This window comes from Streptomyces sp. NPDC041068, assembly GCF_040647455.1.
Taxonomy (GTDB): Bacteria; Actinomycetota; Actinomycetes; order Streptomycetales; family Streptomycetaceae; genus Streptomyces.
This window is the reverse complement of record NZ_JBEZCG010000008.1, coordinates 131,197-148,124: the sequence shown is the minus strand read 5'-3', so window position 1 is coordinate 148,124 and position 16,928 is coordinate 131,197. Positions and strand designations below refer to the sequence as shown.

The 16,928-nt window shown below is 70.8% G+C and carries 15 protein-coding genes and 2 pseudogenes; 13 read left to right on the top strand and 4 right to left on the bottom strand.

Annotated elements, in window-relative coordinates:
• The first annotated feature begins 29 nt into the window (after positions 1–29).
• The 3 genes from AB0B50_RS19940 (at position 30) to AB0B50_RS19930 (ending at position 4,486) form a co-directional block, all read left to right on the top strand.
• A complete protein-coding gene (locus tag AB0B50_RS19940; protein ID WP_362333174.1) occupies positions 30–1,238 on the top strand; it encodes an NAD(P)/FAD-dependent oxidoreductase in 1,209 nt (402 codons plus the stop codon).
• Positions 1,239–1,508: 270 nt separating this feature from the next.
• Positions 1,509–2,708, top strand: coding sequence for an AAA family ATPase (locus tag AB0B50_RS19935; protein WP_362333171.1), 1,200 nt, complete (start codon positions 1,509–1,511; stop codon positions 2,706–2,708).
• Positions 2,709–2,731: 23 nt separating this feature from the next.
• Positions 2,732–4,486: a VWA domain-containing protein gene (locus AB0B50_RS19930; RefSeq protein WP_362333169.1), complete on the top strand. Its 1,755-nt coding sequence runs from the start codon at positions 2,732–2,734 to the stop codon at positions 4,484–4,486.
• 223 nt (positions 4,487–4,709) lie between these two features.
• On the opposite strand, the gene AB0B50_RS19925 is transcribed toward AB0B50_RS19930, so the two are convergent.
• From AB0B50_RS19925 to AB0B50_RS19915, 3 genes and pseudogenes are all read right to left on the bottom strand, one after another.
• Positions 4,710–4,973: a GlsB/YeaQ/YmgE family stress response membrane protein gene (locus tag AB0B50_RS19925; RefSeq protein WP_362333166.1), complete on the bottom strand. Its 264-nt coding sequence runs from the start codon at positions 4,971–4,973 to the stop codon at positions 4,710–4,712.
• Positions 4,974–5,234: 261 nt separating this feature from the next.
• Positions 5,235–5,333, bottom strand: a pseudogene (locus tag AB0B50_RS19920) (ion transporter); the annotation flags it as partial.
• 321 nt (positions 5,334–5,654) lie between these two features.
• Complete coding sequence (locus tag AB0B50_RS19915) at positions 5,655–5,984, bottom strand: hypothetical protein (protein ID WP_362333163.1); 330 nt, start codon at positions 5,982–5,984, stop codon at positions 5,655–5,657.
• A 269-nt stretch (positions 5,985–6,253) separates the two neighbouring features.
• On the opposite strand from AB0B50_RS19915, the gene AB0B50_RS19910 reads away from it, so the two are divergent.
• Both AB0B50_RS19910 and AB0B50_RS19905 read left to right on the top strand, forming a co-directional pair.
• Positions 6,254–7,258 (top strand): ATP-binding cassette domain-containing protein, encoded by a 1,005-nt coding sequence (locus AB0B50_RS19910; protein ID WP_362333160.1) that lies wholly within the window; start codon positions 6,254–6,256, stop codon positions 7,256–7,258.
• A complete protein-coding gene (locus AB0B50_RS19905) occupies positions 7,255–8,073 on the top strand; it encodes an ABC transporter permease (RefSeq protein WP_362333157.1) in 819 nt (272 codons plus the stop codon). Before AB0B50_RS19910 ends, AB0B50_RS19905 begins: the two co-directional genes overlap by 4 nt.
• Here the strand turns inward: AB0B50_RS19905 and AB0B50_RS19900 are convergent.
• The gene (locus AB0B50_RS19900) at positions 8,054–11,182 is read right to left on the bottom strand and encodes a BTAD domain-containing putative transcriptional regulator (protein ID WP_362333154.1); all 3,129 of its coding nucleotides are present in this window, start codon (positions 11,180–11,182) and stop codon (positions 8,054–8,056) included. The two genes, AB0B50_RS19905 and AB0B50_RS19900, sit on opposite strands and share 20 nt — an antisense overlap.
• A 311-nt stretch (positions 11,183–11,493) precedes the next feature.
• Here AB0B50_RS19900 and AB0B50_RS19895 point away from each other — a divergent pair, with 311 nt between their 5' ends.
• The 8 genes and pseudogenes from AB0B50_RS19895 to AB0B50_RS19860 form a co-directional block, all read left to right on the top strand.
• The gene (locus AB0B50_RS19895) at positions 11,494–11,835 is read left to right on the top strand and encodes a hypothetical protein (protein ID WP_362333151.1); all 342 of its coding nucleotides are present in this window, start codon (positions 11,494–11,496) and stop codon (positions 11,833–11,835) included.
• The gene (locus AB0B50_RS19890) at positions 11,832–12,155 is read left to right on the top strand and encodes an NAD-dependent epimerase/dehydratase family protein (protein ID WP_362333149.1); all 324 of its coding nucleotides are present in this window, start codon (positions 11,832–11,834) and stop codon (positions 12,153–12,155) included. Before AB0B50_RS19895 ends, AB0B50_RS19890 begins: the two co-directional genes overlap by 4 nt.
• A 13-nt stretch (positions 12,156–12,168) precedes the next feature.
• Entirely contained in the window at positions 12,169–13,032 is an 864-nt protein-coding gene (locus tag AB0B50_RS19885) for an NAD(P)H-binding protein (RefSeq protein WP_362333146.1), read from the top strand.
• A 243-nt stretch (positions 13,033–13,275) separates the two neighbouring features.
• Complete coding sequence (locus AB0B50_RS19880; RefSeq protein WP_362333143.1) at positions 13,276–13,536, top strand: hypothetical protein; 261 nt, start codon at positions 13,276–13,278, stop codon at positions 13,534–13,536.
• A gap of 450 nt (positions 13,537–13,986) precedes the next feature.
• Entirely contained in the window at positions 13,987–14,571 is a 585-nt protein-coding gene (locus tag AB0B50_RS19875) for a DUF6192 family protein (RefSeq protein ID WP_362333141.1), read from the top strand.
• Positions 14,572–14,573: 2 nt separating this feature from the next.
• A complete protein-coding gene (locus AB0B50_RS19870; protein ID WP_362333139.1) occupies positions 14,574–14,993 on the top strand; it encodes a RacP protein in 420 nt (139 codons plus the stop codon).
• An 85-nt stretch (positions 14,994–15,078) separates the two neighbouring features.
• Positions 15,079–15,918: an IS5 family transposase gene (locus AB0B50_RS19865; protein ID WP_362333136.1), complete on the top strand. Its 840-nt coding sequence runs from the start codon at positions 15,079–15,081 to the stop codon at positions 15,916–15,918.
• Positions 15,919–16,029: 111 nt separating this feature from the next.
• Positions 16,030–16,632: pseudogene (locus tag AB0B50_RS19860) on the top strand (sugar nucleotide-binding protein); the annotation flags it as partial.
• Positions 16,633–16,928: the final 296 nt, after the last annotated feature.

Here is a 16,928-nt window from a genome sequence, read left to right as displayed (position 1 = left end):
CTTGTTGAGGGGCCGTACGTTGTATCGGCATGAGACCCCGTATCGCCGTGATCGGCAGTGGCCCCGCCGGCCTTTCCTTCGCCCGCGTCCTGCACCGCCACGGTCGCCCCGTCACCGTCCTCGAACGCGATCCCGCCCGCGACGCCCGTCCCGCGGGCGGCACGCTGGACCTGCACAAGGGGCTGGGCCAGCTGGCGCTGGAGAAGGCAGGACTGCTGGCGGAGTTCCAGGAACTGTCCCGTCCCGAGGGGCAGGCCATGCGCATCCTGGACACGGACGGGACCGTCCTCCGCGACTGGCAACCCCGTCCGGATGACCAGGCCAATCCCGAGATCGACCGCGGGCAACTCCGCGACCTGATGCTCGGGCCCCTGGACGTTCAGTGGGGGCGAACCGTGACGGAGGTGGTGCCGGGCAGCCGGGACGGGGTGCTGGTCCATTTCTCGGACGGGCAGCAGGAGACGTACGACCTCGTGATCGGCGCGGACGGCGCCTGGTCCCGGGTCCGCCCGGCGGTCTCGTCCGCGACGCCGCAGTACACCGGCGTCACCTCGGTCGAGACCTCCCTGGACGATGTCGACACCCGCCACCCCGAACTCGCCCGGCTGGTCGGCGACGGCTCCGTGGGCGTGTACGGCGTGAACCGCGCGATCGTCGCACAGCGCAACAGCGGCGGCCACGTCAAGGTGCACGTCCAGTTCCGCGTGGAGCTGGACTGGCACACCAGGCTGAACCGGCACGTGGACCTGGACCGGCACGCGGCACTGGACCGGCATGCGGACCTGAACCGGCACGCGGCACTGGACGCGAGCCTGGATCTGGCCGACGTCGAGGCCGTGCGATCAAGCCTGTTGGCCCTGTTCGACGGCTGGGCCGCTCCCGTCCTCGACCTCCTCCGCCACGGCACAGCTTTCGTCCACCGCCCCCTCTACGTCCTGCCCGTGTCCCACACCTGGGCCCACGTCCCCGGCGTGACGCTCCTGGGCGACGCCGCCCACCTGATGCCCCCGTTGGGAGCGGGCGCGAACCTCGCGATGCTGGAAGGAGCCGAACTCGCCGAGTCCATCGCCGCTGTCCGCGACCCCGAAGCTCTGGACGAGGCCGTCCGCGCCTTCGAGGAGCAGATGTGGGCACGGGCCAGCACATGGGCGAACATCACGGCGGCCGGCCTGGAACGCCTCGTGAGCCCGGACCCCTCCCAAGCCGTCGCCCTCTTCGACGAGGTCCAGCCTTCCTGACCCGCTCTCACCAGGGGCGCGTGCACGTGCACGTGCCCCTCAGCGGGACTGCCACCCGCGAGGCTGCCGAAAAAATCCTGGCGGAGTTCGGTGGGTTGCGCGTCAGCGTGCACAGGCTCAAGATCAGTGTCGCTCGGACCCTCTTCGAGTTCGCCCCGGAGCGGCTGGTCAGCAAGGAGGATCGGTTCATCGAGGGGGCGGAGGGCTTTTCGCCGTTCCTGAGGGTCGGTGGACAGCCCGGCGCAGGTTGCACAGGCGAGGAGTTGAACCATGGGAGCACTGGACGCGCAGGCAACGGCCAAGAGCCTGCGGGCGATCAGTGACGAGCTGGCGGACCGTTTCTACGAACGGGCCGACGTGGTACGGACATTGGTCGTGACGCTGCTTGCCGGGCAGCACTCACTGGTCCTCGGCCCGCCCGGCACGGCCAAGTCCGAAATGGCCCGGGAGCTCACCGGCCGTATCGAGGGGGCGGCCTACTGGGAGATCCTCCTGTCGAAGTTCACCGCGCCTACACGGATGTTCGGCCCCATCGACGTCGCCGCACTCGCCCGCGGCGAGTACCGCCAGGTCTACGACGGCCGCGCCACGACCGCGCATGTCGCGTTCATCGACGAGATATTCAAGTGCTCCACCGCGGCACTCAACGAGACCTTGGGCTACCTCAACGAACGCATCTACCACCCCGAGAGTGGCGGCGAACCGATTCGCTGCCCCCTCATCGGCGCCATCACGGCAAGCAACGAACTGCCCGGCGGAGAGGACTCGGCCGCGATCTACGACCGGTTGCTCGTACGGATCGAGGTCGGCTACCTGGAGGACCCCTCGAACTTCGCCGCGCTGGTCCGTTCCGCCGTCAGCCGCCCCGTGGCACCGACCCGGACCACCATCGAGCTGGCCGCGTTGCGGCATGCCGTGACCGAAGCCGTCCCCGCCGTGGACGTCCCCGACGAGATCGTGGACGCGGTGTGCACGCTGCGGGCCGCCCTGCGCCGCAAGGAGCTCATCGCCTCCGACCGCCGCTGGCGACAGGCGGTGGGCCTGCTCCAGGCGTCCGCGTATCTCGACGGCCGCCCGGCGGTCGGCGAGACCGATCTCTCGGTCCTCACGCACGTGCTCTGGAACTCCCCCGCCGAACGTCCCACCGTCGAGCGCGAGGTCCTGCACCTGGTCAATCCCGACGCCAAGGAAGCGCTCGACCTGGCCGACAGCATCGAGGAGCTGGAGGCCCAACTCGACGCCATGGCCGGGCAGTCCCGTGAGGCACTGAGCGACTGGGTCATCAAAAAGGCCCACAACAAGCTCGCCACGGCGGGGAAGCGGCTGGAGAGGCTACGCGAGGAGGCGGCCGCCGCGGGCCGCTCCACCACCACCATCGACCGGGTCACCGGCCGTCAGCGCGCCGTCCGCGCCCGCGTCCTCACCGAGGCCCTCGGCATGGACGCGAGCATGGTGCAGGCCCAACTCTGATCGCCGGCAAGGGAATCAGGACCATGGGCGCGTCCCCGAACCCACCGGAGTCAACGAACGCATCGCGCACGCTCGACGAGCTGGCGAGCCGGGCCGGGAAGTGGGCCGGTCTGTCCACTGCCACGCCCGAGCGGCACACCACGGCCGTCGTCGCCGACCGGTTCGACCGGATCACTTGGCGCGACACCTATGAACAATCGGCCGGACTGCGCGAGCTGGCTAAGGAGTTGTACGAGATATCCACACACGGGCACGGAGACGGGCATGAGCACGGAGCCGGGCATGAGCACGGACACGGACACAGGCACGGACACAGGCACGGGCACGCGTACAAGTACGAGTACGGGCACCACCCCACCGCCGACCTCCTGATCGACGCCTTCCTGGCCGCGTACAAGGTCAATCCACGGCTGCGTGAACCCGCGGAGATGGCCCCCTCCCATCTGGTCAACCACCACCTCGTCAGCTCGCTGCTGGACTCACCGGAGTTCACCGAGCTCCGCCGGGAGACTGCCGGTGACCCCTACGCCGCCGCCATGGCTGTGCTCGCCCAGGCCTCCGCGCTGCGCCGCATGCTGGAGCACGCCCGGGGCGCCCGGGAGCAGGGCGAGCAGGCGAAGGCGGCGCAGCAGGACGCCGACAGCGCGGCCGCCGCCGTGAGCGCCGCGCTTCAGCGGGCCGCCGAGGAGGCCGACGAGCACGGCACCGTGCCGACCTCGGCCGCCGATGCCCTACGAGGGACGATCCAGGCCGCCGAGAGCGCCGAGGCCGCTGTCCGCAAGGCCACCCGAGGCTCCGCGCAATCCCTCGCGACAGCGGGCCCCGCCCTCCGCGCCACCGCACGGAACGCGGCAGCTAAGGCCGCCGAGAGCGTGCGTGAGGAGGCCGCGCTCATGCGGGCCTGGGGCGTCGACCCCGGCAGGCTGGAGCGGATGCCGTTCGACCGGCGTGCCGCGCTCGCCGAGCGGCTGCGCACCAGCCGGCTCGCACAGTGGGCCGAACTGATCGGCCGCTTCCGGCAGATGGCCGACGGCGAGCGCGCCCGCAAGGTCGAGAACGCCACCGGTGAGCTGGTCGGCGTCACGCTCGGCGACGACCTCTCCCGCGTGATCCCCTCCGAGCTGGCCAACCTCGGTCTGCCCGAGCTCCGTGCGGTGTTCGCCGCACGGTACGCCGCCGGTGAACTGATGCTCTACGACAGCCAGGGCGAGCAGGCCACCGGCAAGGGCGCGATCATCGCGTGCGTCGACACCTCGCACTCCATGTACATGGAAGGGCCCGGCGGAGTCACCCGGGAGGCCTGGGCCAAGGCGTGCGCTCTGGCGCTGCTGGATCAGGCCCGCTGCGCGGAGCGTGACTTCGTCGGCATCCTCTTCGCCGCCGCCGACAAGCTCCAGGTCTTCCGCTTTCCGGCCGACGAGCCCGCCGACATCGCCCGGGTGCTCGACTTCGCGGAGGCCTTCCTGGGCGGAGGCACCAGCTACGAGAGGCCGTTGACGGCGGCCGGTGAACTGCTGGAGGAGGAGTTCGACGACGCCGCCCGCACGCGCGGCGACATCGTGCTGCTCACCGACGACGAATGCGACGTCACCGAGGGGTGGATGCGGGGCTGGAACGACGCCAAACACCGGCTGGGCTTCCGCGTGTTCGGCGTGGCGATCGGCGCACCGCCCGCCGCCGAGGCCGGCTCGGTCCTGGACGCCCTGTGCGACAACCTCCGCTCCGTGGAGGACTTCACCGACGTCCACGCCGCCGCCGACCTGTTCCGCCTGATCTGATCCGGCGCTCTCGCACTCATCGGGTCCGGCGCTCTCGTGATCCGATCCGACTTTTTCCTCTCCCCTGCATCCGTCACGACAGCCCGGCCGGAAATAGAACCGAGGCGCCCGACCCCCGACGGGCACCTCGACAGCCGCTGGCGCCGGGTATGGAGGTGCTCGTCGCCAGCGGCACTGTCAGCCGTGGCCTGGCCGTGGCCCTGGCCCTGGCCCTGGCCCAGCCTCAGCGGCGGCCCTTCAGCCGCTCCACTCCCGCGACACCGATGGCCGCGAGGCCGACCTGGACGGCGAGTTCGATCCAGTCGATGCCCTTGGTGTCGGCGACGTCGAAGGCACCGGCGATGGCTGTGCCGACGAGGGCGGCGACGATGCCGACCAGGATGGTCCACAGCACGCCGATGCGCTGGCGTCCGGGCAGGGCGAGGCGACCCAGAACCCCGATCACGATGCCGATGACGACCGCAGTGATGATGCCTGAGATCTCCATGACTGCCCTTCTTCGGCTTCTTCGACTTCTTCCACGTCTTCGACTTCTTCGATTTCTTCGACTTCTTCAGCTCTTTCGAGCTCTTTCACCGAGTTCGTTCACTTCAGGGGTGCCCCGAGACACGCGTTCCAGTCGTTTCCGCGTCGCCGGGACGGGGCGCGGGGAAGCTCTGAAGGCTCGCTTCCAGCTCGTCCAGGGCACGTCGCGCCGCCGAGATGCGGTCGCGCATCTGAGGCCCGGGATCGTCCGTCGGCTCGGCGCGAGCACCACGGCGAGGTCGAAGAGGTGCCACGGGTCACGGAAGAAGTCCCGTGGGCGGTCGGCATGGGCGGCGGCCCACAGGAGTATCTCCACCGAGAAGCGGCCCTCGAGCCCCTCTCCCCCAGCGAGCGGCAGCTGTTCGTCACACCCTGCGCGCGTACGAGACGGCCATGCTCGACAGCCTGACCTGATACGGAGACGAGCCCCATGTGCCGGCAGGACTTCGTCGCGCAGATGCCGCGCCGCGCCTCGGGGAGTCGCGGCGTAAACGACTCGGCAGATGAACCTGTCGTGACGTGACACGGAGGGGGCGGTCCGCGGCCATCGCGGGCGGTGAACGGTGCGGCTCCGGTCGGTCGAGGGCATGGGGGTGGGGGGGGGGCGGGGGGGGCCCCCCCCCCCCCCCCCCCACCCCACCGGCTAGCCGAAGAACACCGAGTGCGGAACCGTCGCTCCGCCGTACACACCACCGCTGTTGGGGGGCAGCGTGTCCTGCGGGAGGGTGCACTCCTCGTCCCGGTAGAGCGTGGCCACCGTGTCCGTGAAGTTGTCGACCACACCGCCGCCGCCCGGCATGACGATGCACTCGTCGTCCGCCGGGTTCTCCATGACCTCCCTGAAGCCCGTGTCGGCCCGGTTGTAGGCGAAGGTGCCCGACGCGGCTTGGGCGCTGGTCGACAGTCCTGTCACCAACACGGCCGCGGAAGCGGCCACCACGGTCGTGCGGGCCAGTCGTTTCCACCTGTGCATAGGAGCCTCCTGTTCTGATGGCAGACGGTGCCACGGTGTCCGATATCAGAACAGCAGGAGTACGGGCGGGCCCGCCGCCCCCGGACAGAAAAGCACCCGAAGGTGGCAGCGGCGCGGCGCACGCTCCGGGGAGCACGCGGCCCGCAAGCCGCCCACCTGCGGCTCCCGGGACATCCACACCCCGGAGCACTGAGGGTTCCCTGGCGGTTCCAGGGCACTGAAACCACCCTGAAACCCCGCTGAATGCGCCCCACCGCACTCTCTGCGGCATGACCACATCGGCATCGACATCGACATCAGCATCGCCAACCGAATCGGCTCCCGCCCCGCACTCGCTCGCCATCGACGCCAAGGGACTGCGCAAGGCCTACGGGGACAAGACAGTCCTCGACGGCATCGACCTGGCCGTGCCCGAAGGAACGATCTTCTCCCTGCTCGGCCCGAACGGCGCGGGCAAGACCACCGCCGTGAAGATCCTCTCCACCCTCGTCACCGCCGACGCCGGTGACCTGCACGTCGGCGGCCACGACCTGGCCGCCGCCCCGCAGGCGGTGCGCGCCACCATCGGCGTGACCGGCCAGTTCTCCGCCGTGGACGGGCTGATCACCGGCGAGGAGAACATGCTCCTCATGGCGGATCTGCACCACCTGTCCAAGCGCGAAGGCCGCCGCACCACCGCGGAACTCCTTGAGCGCCTCGATCTCACCGACGCCGCGAAGAAGCCCGCCTCCACCTACTCCGGCGGCATGCGGCGTCGCCTCGACATCGCCATGACGCTGGTCGGCAACCCCCGGATCATCTTCCTCGACGAGCCGACCACCGGCCTCGACCCGCGCAGTCGCCACAACATGTGGGGCATCATCCGCGAGCTGGTCACGGGCGGCGTCACGGTCTTCCTCACCACTCAGTACCTGGAGGAGGCCGATGAGTTGGCCGATCGCATCGCGGTGCTGAGCGACGGGAGGTTCGCTGCGGAGGGCAGTGCCGACGAGTTGAAGCGGCTGATCCCCGGCGGGCACGTCCGGCTCCGCTTCACCGACCCGGTCGCCTACCGGTCCGCGGCCTCCACCCTGCGCGAGGCCACGCGCGACGACGAGGCCCTGGCCCTGCAGATCCCCAGCGACGGCAGCCAGCGCGAACTGCGCGCCGTCCTCGACCGGTTGGACGCCGCCGGCGTCGAGGCGGACGAGCTGACCGTGCACACCCCCGACCTCGACGACGTCTTCTTCGCCCTCACCGGCGACACCGACAAGGTCAAGGAGGCCGCCCGATGAGCGCTCACCCGGCTCCCGCCCACCCGTCCCGGATCTCTCTCGCCCTGCGCGACTCCTCCACCATGCTGCGCCGCAACCTCCTGCACGCCAGGCGCTATCCGTCCCTCACCCTGAACCTGCTGCTCACGCCGATCGTCCTGCTGCTGCTCTTCGTCTACGTCTTCGGCGACGTCATGAGTGCCGGTATCGGTGGCGGCGGCGCCGACCGGTCCCAGTACATCGCGTATCTCGTCCCGGGCATCCTGCTGATGACCATCGGAGCCACCCCTGCCGGGACCGCGATCTCCGTCTCCACGGACATGACCGAGGGCATCATGGCCCGCTTCCGCACGATGGCCATCCACCGCGGCTCCGTGCTCATCGGGCACGTCATCGGCAGCGTCCTGCAGTCGATCGCCAGCGTCGTCCTCGTCGGCGCCGTCGCCGTGGCCGTCGGATTCCGCTCCACCGATGCCACGGCCCTCGAATGGCTGGCCGCGTTCGGCCTCCTTGCCCTGGTCGCCCTGGCGCTCACATGGATCGCCGTAGGAATGGGCATGGCCAGCCCGAACGCCGAGGCGGCCAGCAACAACGCGCTGCCGCTGATCATTCTGCCGTTCATCTCCAGCGCGTTCGTCCCTGTCACCGCGATGCCAGGCTGGTTCCAACCCATTGCCGAGTACCAGCCGTTCACACCCGCCATCGAAACGCTGCGCGGCCTGCTGCTCGGCAGCGAGATCGGCAACAGCGGGTGGCTCGCGATCAGTTGGTGCCTGGGCCTGGCCGCGCTCGGCTACGTCTGGTCGACGACGCTGTTCAACCGCGACCCGAAGTAATCGCGCGGGCCGCCTCCCGCAGCTCGTCCCGTTCCAGGGCGGCGTACTCCGACACCGCGTCGGCGTACGCCGCCCCGTCGGCGTTCTCGGCGCCCTGCCGGGCGCGGGCCGCCGACATCGTCGGCTGGAACTCCCGCAGCACCCACAGCCGTTCGGCCAGCGCCAGCATCCGTACGGCGGCAGGCTCGCCGGACGCCAGGCCCGCCGTGCCGAGCGCGTGCAGCACCGTCCCGAGGACAGGCAGCCCGAGGTGGGCGCAGAGCGGGTCGGAGAACAACGCCCCCAGCCGATCGACGACTTCGGTGACGAGGTCGAGGCGGTCGGCGTACGCGTGCGCGGTCACCGCCGCCGCCTGGATCTGCAGGGCCCATGGGTCGAGCCACAGGTCGCCGGGGTGCTGCGCCCCGGCCTCGGGCAGCCGTGCCACGGCGCGGCGCCATCCGTCGAGTCCGGCCTCCGTCAGCCCGCGGGCAAGCGCGATCTCGGCGTGCACGCCCATGTCGGGGCTGTAGAAGGCGTCCTTCTGCGCGGCGCCGTCGCTCTCGGCCCGCCGCTGCCAGGCCTCGGCGGCGTCGGGGTCGCCGCGCTGCAGGCAGGCGAGGGCGAGGCCCCAGCGGATGCCGACGTAGTCGTTCTCGTCGCCGAGCCGCAGCAGCGCCTCGCGCGCGGCCTTCAGGTAGCGGTACGCCGCCTCGCCCTCCCCCGTCTTCAGACACAGATCGCTCAGCCGCGAGTAGCCCAGGACCCGCAGGGGCGGGTTGTCGATCGACGTCAGCGCGGCGATCATCCGGCGGGCGGAGGCGAGCGCGCGGTCGATGTCGTGGGCCTGCTCCCAGACGTACGTGGCGACGCACTCGGCGACGGCGGCGACGAGCGGCCGCTCGCTGCCGCAGAGCTTGTTCAGCACCGCGTAGTCGGGAGGCAGCATCTCGGGGACCGCGGCAAGGACCACGGCGGTGGCGCGCAGCAGGGTGTCCGGCGGCGCCGGGGGCAGTCGGCGCAGGGTGACGAGCTGGCGTACGGCGCGTGGGCCGTAGTCCATGAAGAGGCTTCCCGAACACAACACCGCCGCGGCGCGGGCGACTTCGACGTACGCGGGCTCGGGGTGGTAGTGCGAAAGGGGTGGCCCCGTGTCCGCGGCGAGGGCTGCGAGGCGGGGGAAGTTGGAGTCGGTCGTCCACAGGGCGGCGAGGACGGCGGTGACGGCCGCGGTGGTGGGGCCGTCCGCACGGGCCAGGGCATGCCGCAGGGCCGCCACGAGATTGTCCTGCTCAGCCTTGATCCGCTCCGAGGCGGCGAGGGGCTCCGGTCCCAGGAGTACGTCGTGGCGGGCGACCCCGAAGTCCCGTGCCCAGGTGAGGAATCGGCCGATGGCCGCCTCTTCCTCGCCCGCCTCCGCCCGGCGTGCCGCGCTGAACTCCCGTACGGTCTCCAGCATCCAAAAGCGCACGCCGACCGAGGTGTCGGCGACGGTGAGCAGCGACTGCCCGGCCAGCTGCTCCAGGAGGAACAGGGCGTCCCCGCAGAGGACTTGCTCCGCGGCTTCGCCGGAGAAGCCGCCGGGGAAGACGGACAGCGTGCGCAGCGCCGCTCTTGCGTCATCCGCGAGCAGGTTCCAGCTCCACTCCACGACCGCGTGCAGCGTGCGGTGGCGCTCCGGCGCGTCCCGCGCGCCGCCGCGCAGCAGCGCGAACCGGTCGCCGAGGCGGCGGGCGATCTCCGGTACGGACAGCGCACGGACCCGCGCCGCGGCCAGCTCCACGGCGAGCGGCAGCCCGTCGAGGTGGCGGCAGAGCTCGCCGACCGCGTCCGGCGGCAGCTCGACTCCGGGCCGGGCGGCCCTGGCGCGCTGCGTGAACAGCTCGACCGAGGTGTCGAGGCCGAGCTCGGGCAGCGCGTACACGGCCTCCGACGTGAGGTCCAGCGGGGCCCGGCTGGTCGCGAGTGCCCTCAGGTCCTTCGACGCGGACACCAGGGTCTGTACGAGGTCGGCGGCGCCCCGGATCACCTGCTCGCAGTTGTCGAGCACCAGCAGCGCGGGTCCGGAGCCGAGCACCCCGAGGATGCCGGTGACCGGGTCGGCCGAGGCGTGGCCGCTCACGGCGCCGTGCCGCCCCTCCCCCGCGCCGAGCGCGGAGGCGACCTCTGCGGCCACGTCCTCGTCCGCGGTGACACCGGCGAGCGGCACGAAGTACACCACGCGCTGTTCGGCCCTGCGGCTGACGGCGTGCGCGAGGCGGGTCTTGCCGAGGCCGCCGGGCCCGATGACGGTGACGGCGCGGTGGGCGCGCAGCAGGTGCTCCACCGCCGTGATGTCCGCGTCCCTGCCGAGGAGTTGGTTCGGTTCGTGCGGTACGCCGTGCCTGACCACGGGTGCCTCGCCGCGCAGCAGTTCCTCCTGTACGGCCTTGAGACCGACGCCCGGCTCGGTGCCGAGTTCGTCGCGCAGCCCGCGGCGGTACGCCTCGTACCGCGCAAGGGCTGCGGAAGGGCCCGCGGTCGCCGCCTCACCACGGAGGAGTTCGGCAAGCACCTCCTCGTCACGCGGGTGCTCCGAGGCGGCGGCGGTGAGCGGTCCGACGGCTTCGGCATGCCGTCCGAGGCGGGCGAGCGCGAGGGCCTGGGCGCGTACGAGGGTGCGGCGGACGGGGGCACGTTCGGCACGCAGGGCTGCGACCGGATCGCCGGTTTCGCCACCTCCGACGGCGGTGTCTTCCCCTGCCCCCTCCCACAGGGCGAGCCCGGCCTCGGCCGCGGCCAGCGATCCCGCGTGGTCCCCGGCCCTGGCCCGGTCCGCGCTGGCGGCGGCGTGCAGCAGCAGGGCGGAGGTGTCGACCTGGTCCTCGGCGAGGGCGAGCCGGTAGCCGGTCGGCGTACCGGCGATCACGTCGGCACCGAGCTGCGCCCGCGCCCTGGACACGAGCACCTGCACGGCCTTCCCCGGCCGCTCCGGCAACGTGTCCGCCCACAGCCCCGCCACGAGCCGCTCGACACTGCAGCCCGCGCGCAGCTCTCCCGCGAGCAGCGCGAGGAGACCACGAAGCCGAGGCGCGGTGACCTCCTGCCCTCGGTAGGCGACGCGGGGCAGCAGGGTCAGGTCGGTGGTCACTTGTGCAGGTTAGCCAAGTGGGGAGGGGAGGGGCGGAGCTGCGGGGTCGGCTGGAGACGGGTGGGGCGGGCGGCACTTCTCAAGTCCGCGTGTTCGGGGCCGTGCTTGCAGGGCCGTACCGTGCCCAGAATCGCCGTGCCCGGACCTGTCACGTCCCGGCCCGCCATGTCTGGGCCCGTCACGTCTGGGCCCGCCAGGTCCAGAACCGTCACGCCTGGACTGACGGCGTCAACGGCCGCCGCAACACGTCCGCAACACGTCGTCGTCCAGCCCATCGAGCTTCCACAGCACAGCATCACCATGCCGGTCCCATGTCGAACACTCAATGGGCCACAGACCAGCTGCACGTCTCGTACTGCCAGTACTACTTGTGGGGCGACGACCTCCTCGACGCCCATGACGACACCGCCACCGCCACCGCCATTGTGCGGCGGATCTTCGACGGCAACAGCCTGGCGGCGCATGGCAACTGGGAAGCGGTCGTGGACGTGAGCATCGACAGCACCAGTGGTTCACTGTGGCTGACCAAGTGGGGCGGGAGCGCAGCGTTCGACGCCGGTAACTTCGCCACGGCCGGTCCAGGCTGGTATCGGGTTCGGGTCCAGCCCCGGGGGCGGGACGCGGGGGAAGATCCCCCTACTGTCACGTCATGACGATCTTGATCATCGGCGGCAGCGGTTTCCTGGGCGCTGAGTTGGTGCGCCAGGCGACGGCGGGCGGCCACGCAACGGCCGCGACGTTTGCGACCAAGCCGGGCAGTGCTCCGGGCGTCGAGTGGCACGCCCTCGATCTGCGGGACCCAGCGCGCATCGAAGCGGTCCTGGCCGACGTCGGCCCGCGCATCGTCGTCAACGCGACGAGCGGCCTTGCCGATTGGGCAGTCAGAAGCTGTGTCATATCTCTTTCCGCAGGTCGTCGGCGTTGTGACGACGTGGTGCGCCCCCATTGCTCAAACGGAGATAAGCTCCGTTAATGAGGTGGAGGCCTTGAGCGCCTCTCGCATCAAGCAGGGGGAGCGGATGATTCTTGTGACGGGTGCGACCGGCACTATCGGCCGCCATCTGGTGCGGGCGCTCGCGGAGACCGGCGCGCCGTTTCGAGCGCTGGTACGGGATGCGGCCAGAGGCAGGGAGTTGGGCTGCGACTTCGTGGTCGCCGACCTCGATGAGCCGGCGTCGATGGCGGCCGCGCTGAAAGGTGTGGACCGGCTACTGCTCAACAGCGGTGGTGCGCTGCCTGTGGCCGGGCAGCAGCCGATGGTCCGTCAGCAGACGACGGCTATCGACGCTGCGCGGGCCGCTGGGGTCTCGCAGGTGGTGAAGGTATCAGCGTGGCGGCCCCGTCCGGACGCGAAGCTGTCCGTGCGGGCGCACTGGCAGATTGAACAGCTCCTCAAGGCGTCCAGCCTTCAGTGGGCGATGCTGCAACCCACCGGCTATATGCAGAACTTCTTCACCGGGGAGGGCGGCTTTACCCACTCCGGTGCACTGGCAGGTCCGTATGGCGCGGGTCGGGTGGCCTACATCGACGCCTACGACGTTGCCGCGTGCGCCGTCGTCCTGCTGACAGGCTCGTTGGGCATCAGCAAAAGCTACGCGCTCACCGGTCCGCAGGCGCTGGCACATGAGGAGATCGCCGCAAAGCTCGGCGTTCCCTTTCGGGATCTGTCGCCCCGGAAGGCGGCCGAGAAGCTGCGGGCACAAGGACTGCCCGGTTGGTTCGTGGGTGACCTGCTGTGGCTCTACGCGGACATGGCGGCCGACGGGATGTCCCAGGTGACAACAACGGTACGGGACTTGATCGGACGCGCACCGCGCACCTTCGATGAATTCCTGGCGGCGAACGGCTAGGGCGCTGCGCCGCTGTCCCCGGCAGGCTGGCCGACACGGACTGCCGTTCAAGGTAACCGCTGCGAAACCGCGGGCAGGATTCCGACTGTCTGAGCAAGGCAGGCAGGTTGGCGTGCGGGTTTGCTGGCCGTACGGTGCCGGCATGGGCGAGGGGAAGCGTCTGCGGGTGCGGCTGGTGGAGAGTGCGGCCGCGGCGGGTTCCGGGCCGCGGTTGTGCCGGGGGTGCGGTGAGCCGGTGGCGCCGTGGCTGCGGGCGTCGGCGGTGTTCTGTTCGTCGGCGTGCCGTTCGCGGCACTGGCGGAGGTCGCGTCGCACGCGCCGCCGGACCGGGGCGGTCACGGCTGCTGTGGTGAAGTCCTGTCCGTGGTGCGGGAGTTCGTGGACGGCTGGGGTGGAGCGTGTCGTCTCGGCGGTGTACTGCTCTCCCGCCTGCCGCAAACGGGCGTGGCGCGAGCGGCGCGCGTCCGGCTCGCGGGGCTGAAGGCGCGCACAACCGCCTGCTGATCGCGCCCCGAGCGCCGTATCCCTACGCCGTTCTGTTCATGGACAGGGTGTTCGACCGTGTCCATGTGCGGGTCCCGGCAGCGTGGCGTGGGGACGTCCACGGGGCCCGGCGGGAAGGGTGGGCCGTGAGCGAGCAGCCGGTAGGAAAGGTGACCCGCGAGCGATACGAGGAACTGGTGAAGCTCGGGCGCCAGTGGGTGGCGACGATGAGCGCCTGCCAGTGGCGGTTAGGCGATGCGGCCCTGGAGATAGAGCCGTTACGTCCGTACGGCGGGTTCAACCCGCCCGGACAGGACGATCTCTACACGGTGAGCGAGTCGCTGGAGATGTTCGCGGCCGATCTGGGACTGTCCGCGTCGACCGTGCGGATACCGGTGGGTGGCCTCCCGCTGGCCGGCCGGCCAGCGGCGGGCGGACGTCTCGCATACCGTCCACCGCATCCTCGCCTCGGTGCCCGACGAGCAGGAGCGGTTCGAGGCGATCGCGGGCCCGCCGCCGGGCGGGGAGGGAAAACCGGCGTGCTGGACGCCGGATGCGGCCCGTCGGGTGGTGGGCTGGAAGGTCGACTCGCCGGTGAGCGCGCAGGAGAAGGTCGAGGCGATCCATGACCTCGCGGCGGACGACCAGGTGGCCGCCCAGGTGGCCAAGGACTTCCTGCGGCGTCCGATGGTCGCCGCGCAGGCCATGGAGGACAACACCGCCCGTCACCTGGTTAACGAGGCCCAGTTCGACCAGGTCCGCCGGCAGGCGGAGGTGCCGCGCCAGATGCCTCAGGTCGCACCGGTGCTGCACCGGATCGAGCACAGTGTCCATTTCCTCGATCTGGTCGCCGCCTGCCAGCAGTTCGTCACCTCCGTCGGCCGGATCGTGCCGAACATGGACAGCCAGGACTGGAACGACACCGAACGCGAAGGCGCCCAGCGGGGCCTGTCACGGGTCAAGGCCGCGGTCGAGTGGGTCGAGGGCGCCGTGATGCGCGGGGAGAAGGGGCTGGACGAGCAGCTGGCCCGGCTGCTGAAAGGCGCGGGCGAATAGGCATGGGGCGGGGTGTTCCCGCTCACGTCCATGCCGAAGCCGTCCTTGACGCCCTGCGCGAAGCCCGCCCGGCGGGGCTGACCGTCCACCTGCTGATGGCCGCCACCGAACGCACCCGCAGCCAGGTCTACGTCGGGATCCGCGAGATCCGCCGCGTCGCCGCGGCCCGCGGGCTGCCGCCGCTGGTCTGGGACCGTCCCCACGGCTACCGGCTGGTCGACAACGCACCGGAGATCTGGATCGGCTACGAGATGGCCTTCACCCGCCGCTGGGAAAGGGCCCTGGGCGACTTCATCGCCGGCATCCTCATCCCCCACCAGCAGCAGTGCCCGAACGACGCGGTGGTCCGCACGCTGATCGCCCAGTTCACCGCCGTGCTGTCCACCCTGGAGCTGATGGCCGGCCTGCACCAGCAGCCCTGACAGAAAGCGAGGCGCCGGGCCGCACCCCGAGGTCATCTGGCCCAACTGTCCACCACCGGCCGGGGACGCGGCCCGCCACACCCTCGTGAACACTCCTGACCTGCCCGTCTACCGCTACCGCACCAACACCTCCGACCTGGAATGGACGCTGATCCAGCCTCATCTGCCGCCGCCCGCCTGGACGACACCGCGCGGGGGACGTCCGGAGAAGTGGCCCAGGCGCCGCGTGGTGGACGCGATCCGCTACGTGGTCGACAACGGCAACAAGTGGCGCGACCTTCCCGGTGACTTCGGCATCCCCTGGCGCACCATCTTCGGATACTTCCAGCGCTGGGCCAGGGGCAACGTGCTCCAGAACATCCTCGACGTCCTGCGCCGCCGGCTGCGGCTGGGACGCGGTCAGTGCGCCCGGCCGGTCCGCGTGATCATCGATTCGCAGTCGGTCAAGGGTTCCGAAACCGTCCCCAAAGCCACAAGGGGATTCGATCCGGGGAAAAATCTGGACGGGCGGAAGCGCCACCTGGTCGTGGACCGCGAGGGGCTCCTCGTCGACCTCATGGTCACCCCCGCCGACATCCACGACGGCGCCGCCGCCCGCACCATCCTGGCCCGGCTGCACGCCGAACACCCCGAGATCGTCCTGGTCTGGGGCGACTCCCACTACGCAGGCCAGCTCATCGACTGGGCACGCGAGACACTCCACATGACCGTCAAACCCGTCCTCCGCCCCGACGACGCCAAAGGCTTGGTTCTCCTGCCCAAACGCTGGATCATCGAGCGGTCGAATTCTTGGACTATGCGGGCGCGGCGCAACGCACGCGACTACGAGCGCACCATCACGCACGCTGAGGCCCACCTGCGCTGGACCTTCATAACCCTCATGACACGCCGCCTGGCCCGACAGGCCGCCAAGCCAGCCAGCTGACCCGGCCTCCGCGTCCGTCAGCACACCCCAGGAGACGCCGACCCGAACGCCAACGTGGTTGCCCACGAGTCAGCAACGCCCGGACCTGCAGCGGGAGTTCTCGCACAGCTTGTCACGGCCGAGGGCCCTGTTCGCCTGGCGATGGCCGTGGCGGCATACGGCTGCCGCCTGGTTCATGTGTCCAGCGACGCGGTGTTCTCCGGCGCCCGTGTCCACTACGACGAGTCCTGCCTGCCCGACCCCGTCACCCCTTACGGAGCCGCCAAAGCCGCTGCGGAGACAGGGGTCGGCCTCGTGTGCCCGGATGCCGTTGTCGCTCGCACGTCCCTGATCATCGGCGACCGTCAGTCCTCGCACGTTCGTATCGTGCATGACCTGGCTGCCGGTGCCCGTGGCGGCGTCCTGTTCACCGACGACATCCGCTGCCCTGTGCATGTCGTCGATCTGGCCTCCGCCCTGCTGGAGCTCGCGTCCGGCGAGGCGAGCGGCGTTCACCACCTGGCAGGCAGCGATGCCGTGAGCCGTCACGAACTCGGGATTCTCGTCGCCGGGCGTGACGGGCTCGATCCCTCCCGGCTGCCTGCCGGCCTGCGGGCCAACAGCGCACTTCACGGGGCGCTCGACGTCCGCCTCGACAGCCGCGCCACCCAGCACAAGCTGCGCACCACATTGCGGGGCGCGCGCCAGTTCCTCGCCGGGGCCATGGATGAATGAGCGCCCCCCCCCGCACGGAGGGCCGAAGGTGTGCCCGCACCGCGTCCGGCCATTCCACCCAAGGTTCATGGCAGCAGTTCCACCTCTTGCTCCTCCGCGCGGTGCCGCAACTCCCCCAGTTCGTGGAGGCGTTCCTGCTGCGCCGCGGACGTGCGGGGCGGGCGCGACTCTCCGGGTATCCGGCGTGCCAGCGTCCGTTCTCCCGGTATCCGGGACTACCGGCGGGCGGTGCCGGGATAGTTGCCCCGCCTGCGGCCCTGGCGGGGCGACACCCCCGTACCCGCAACCAGCCCCCC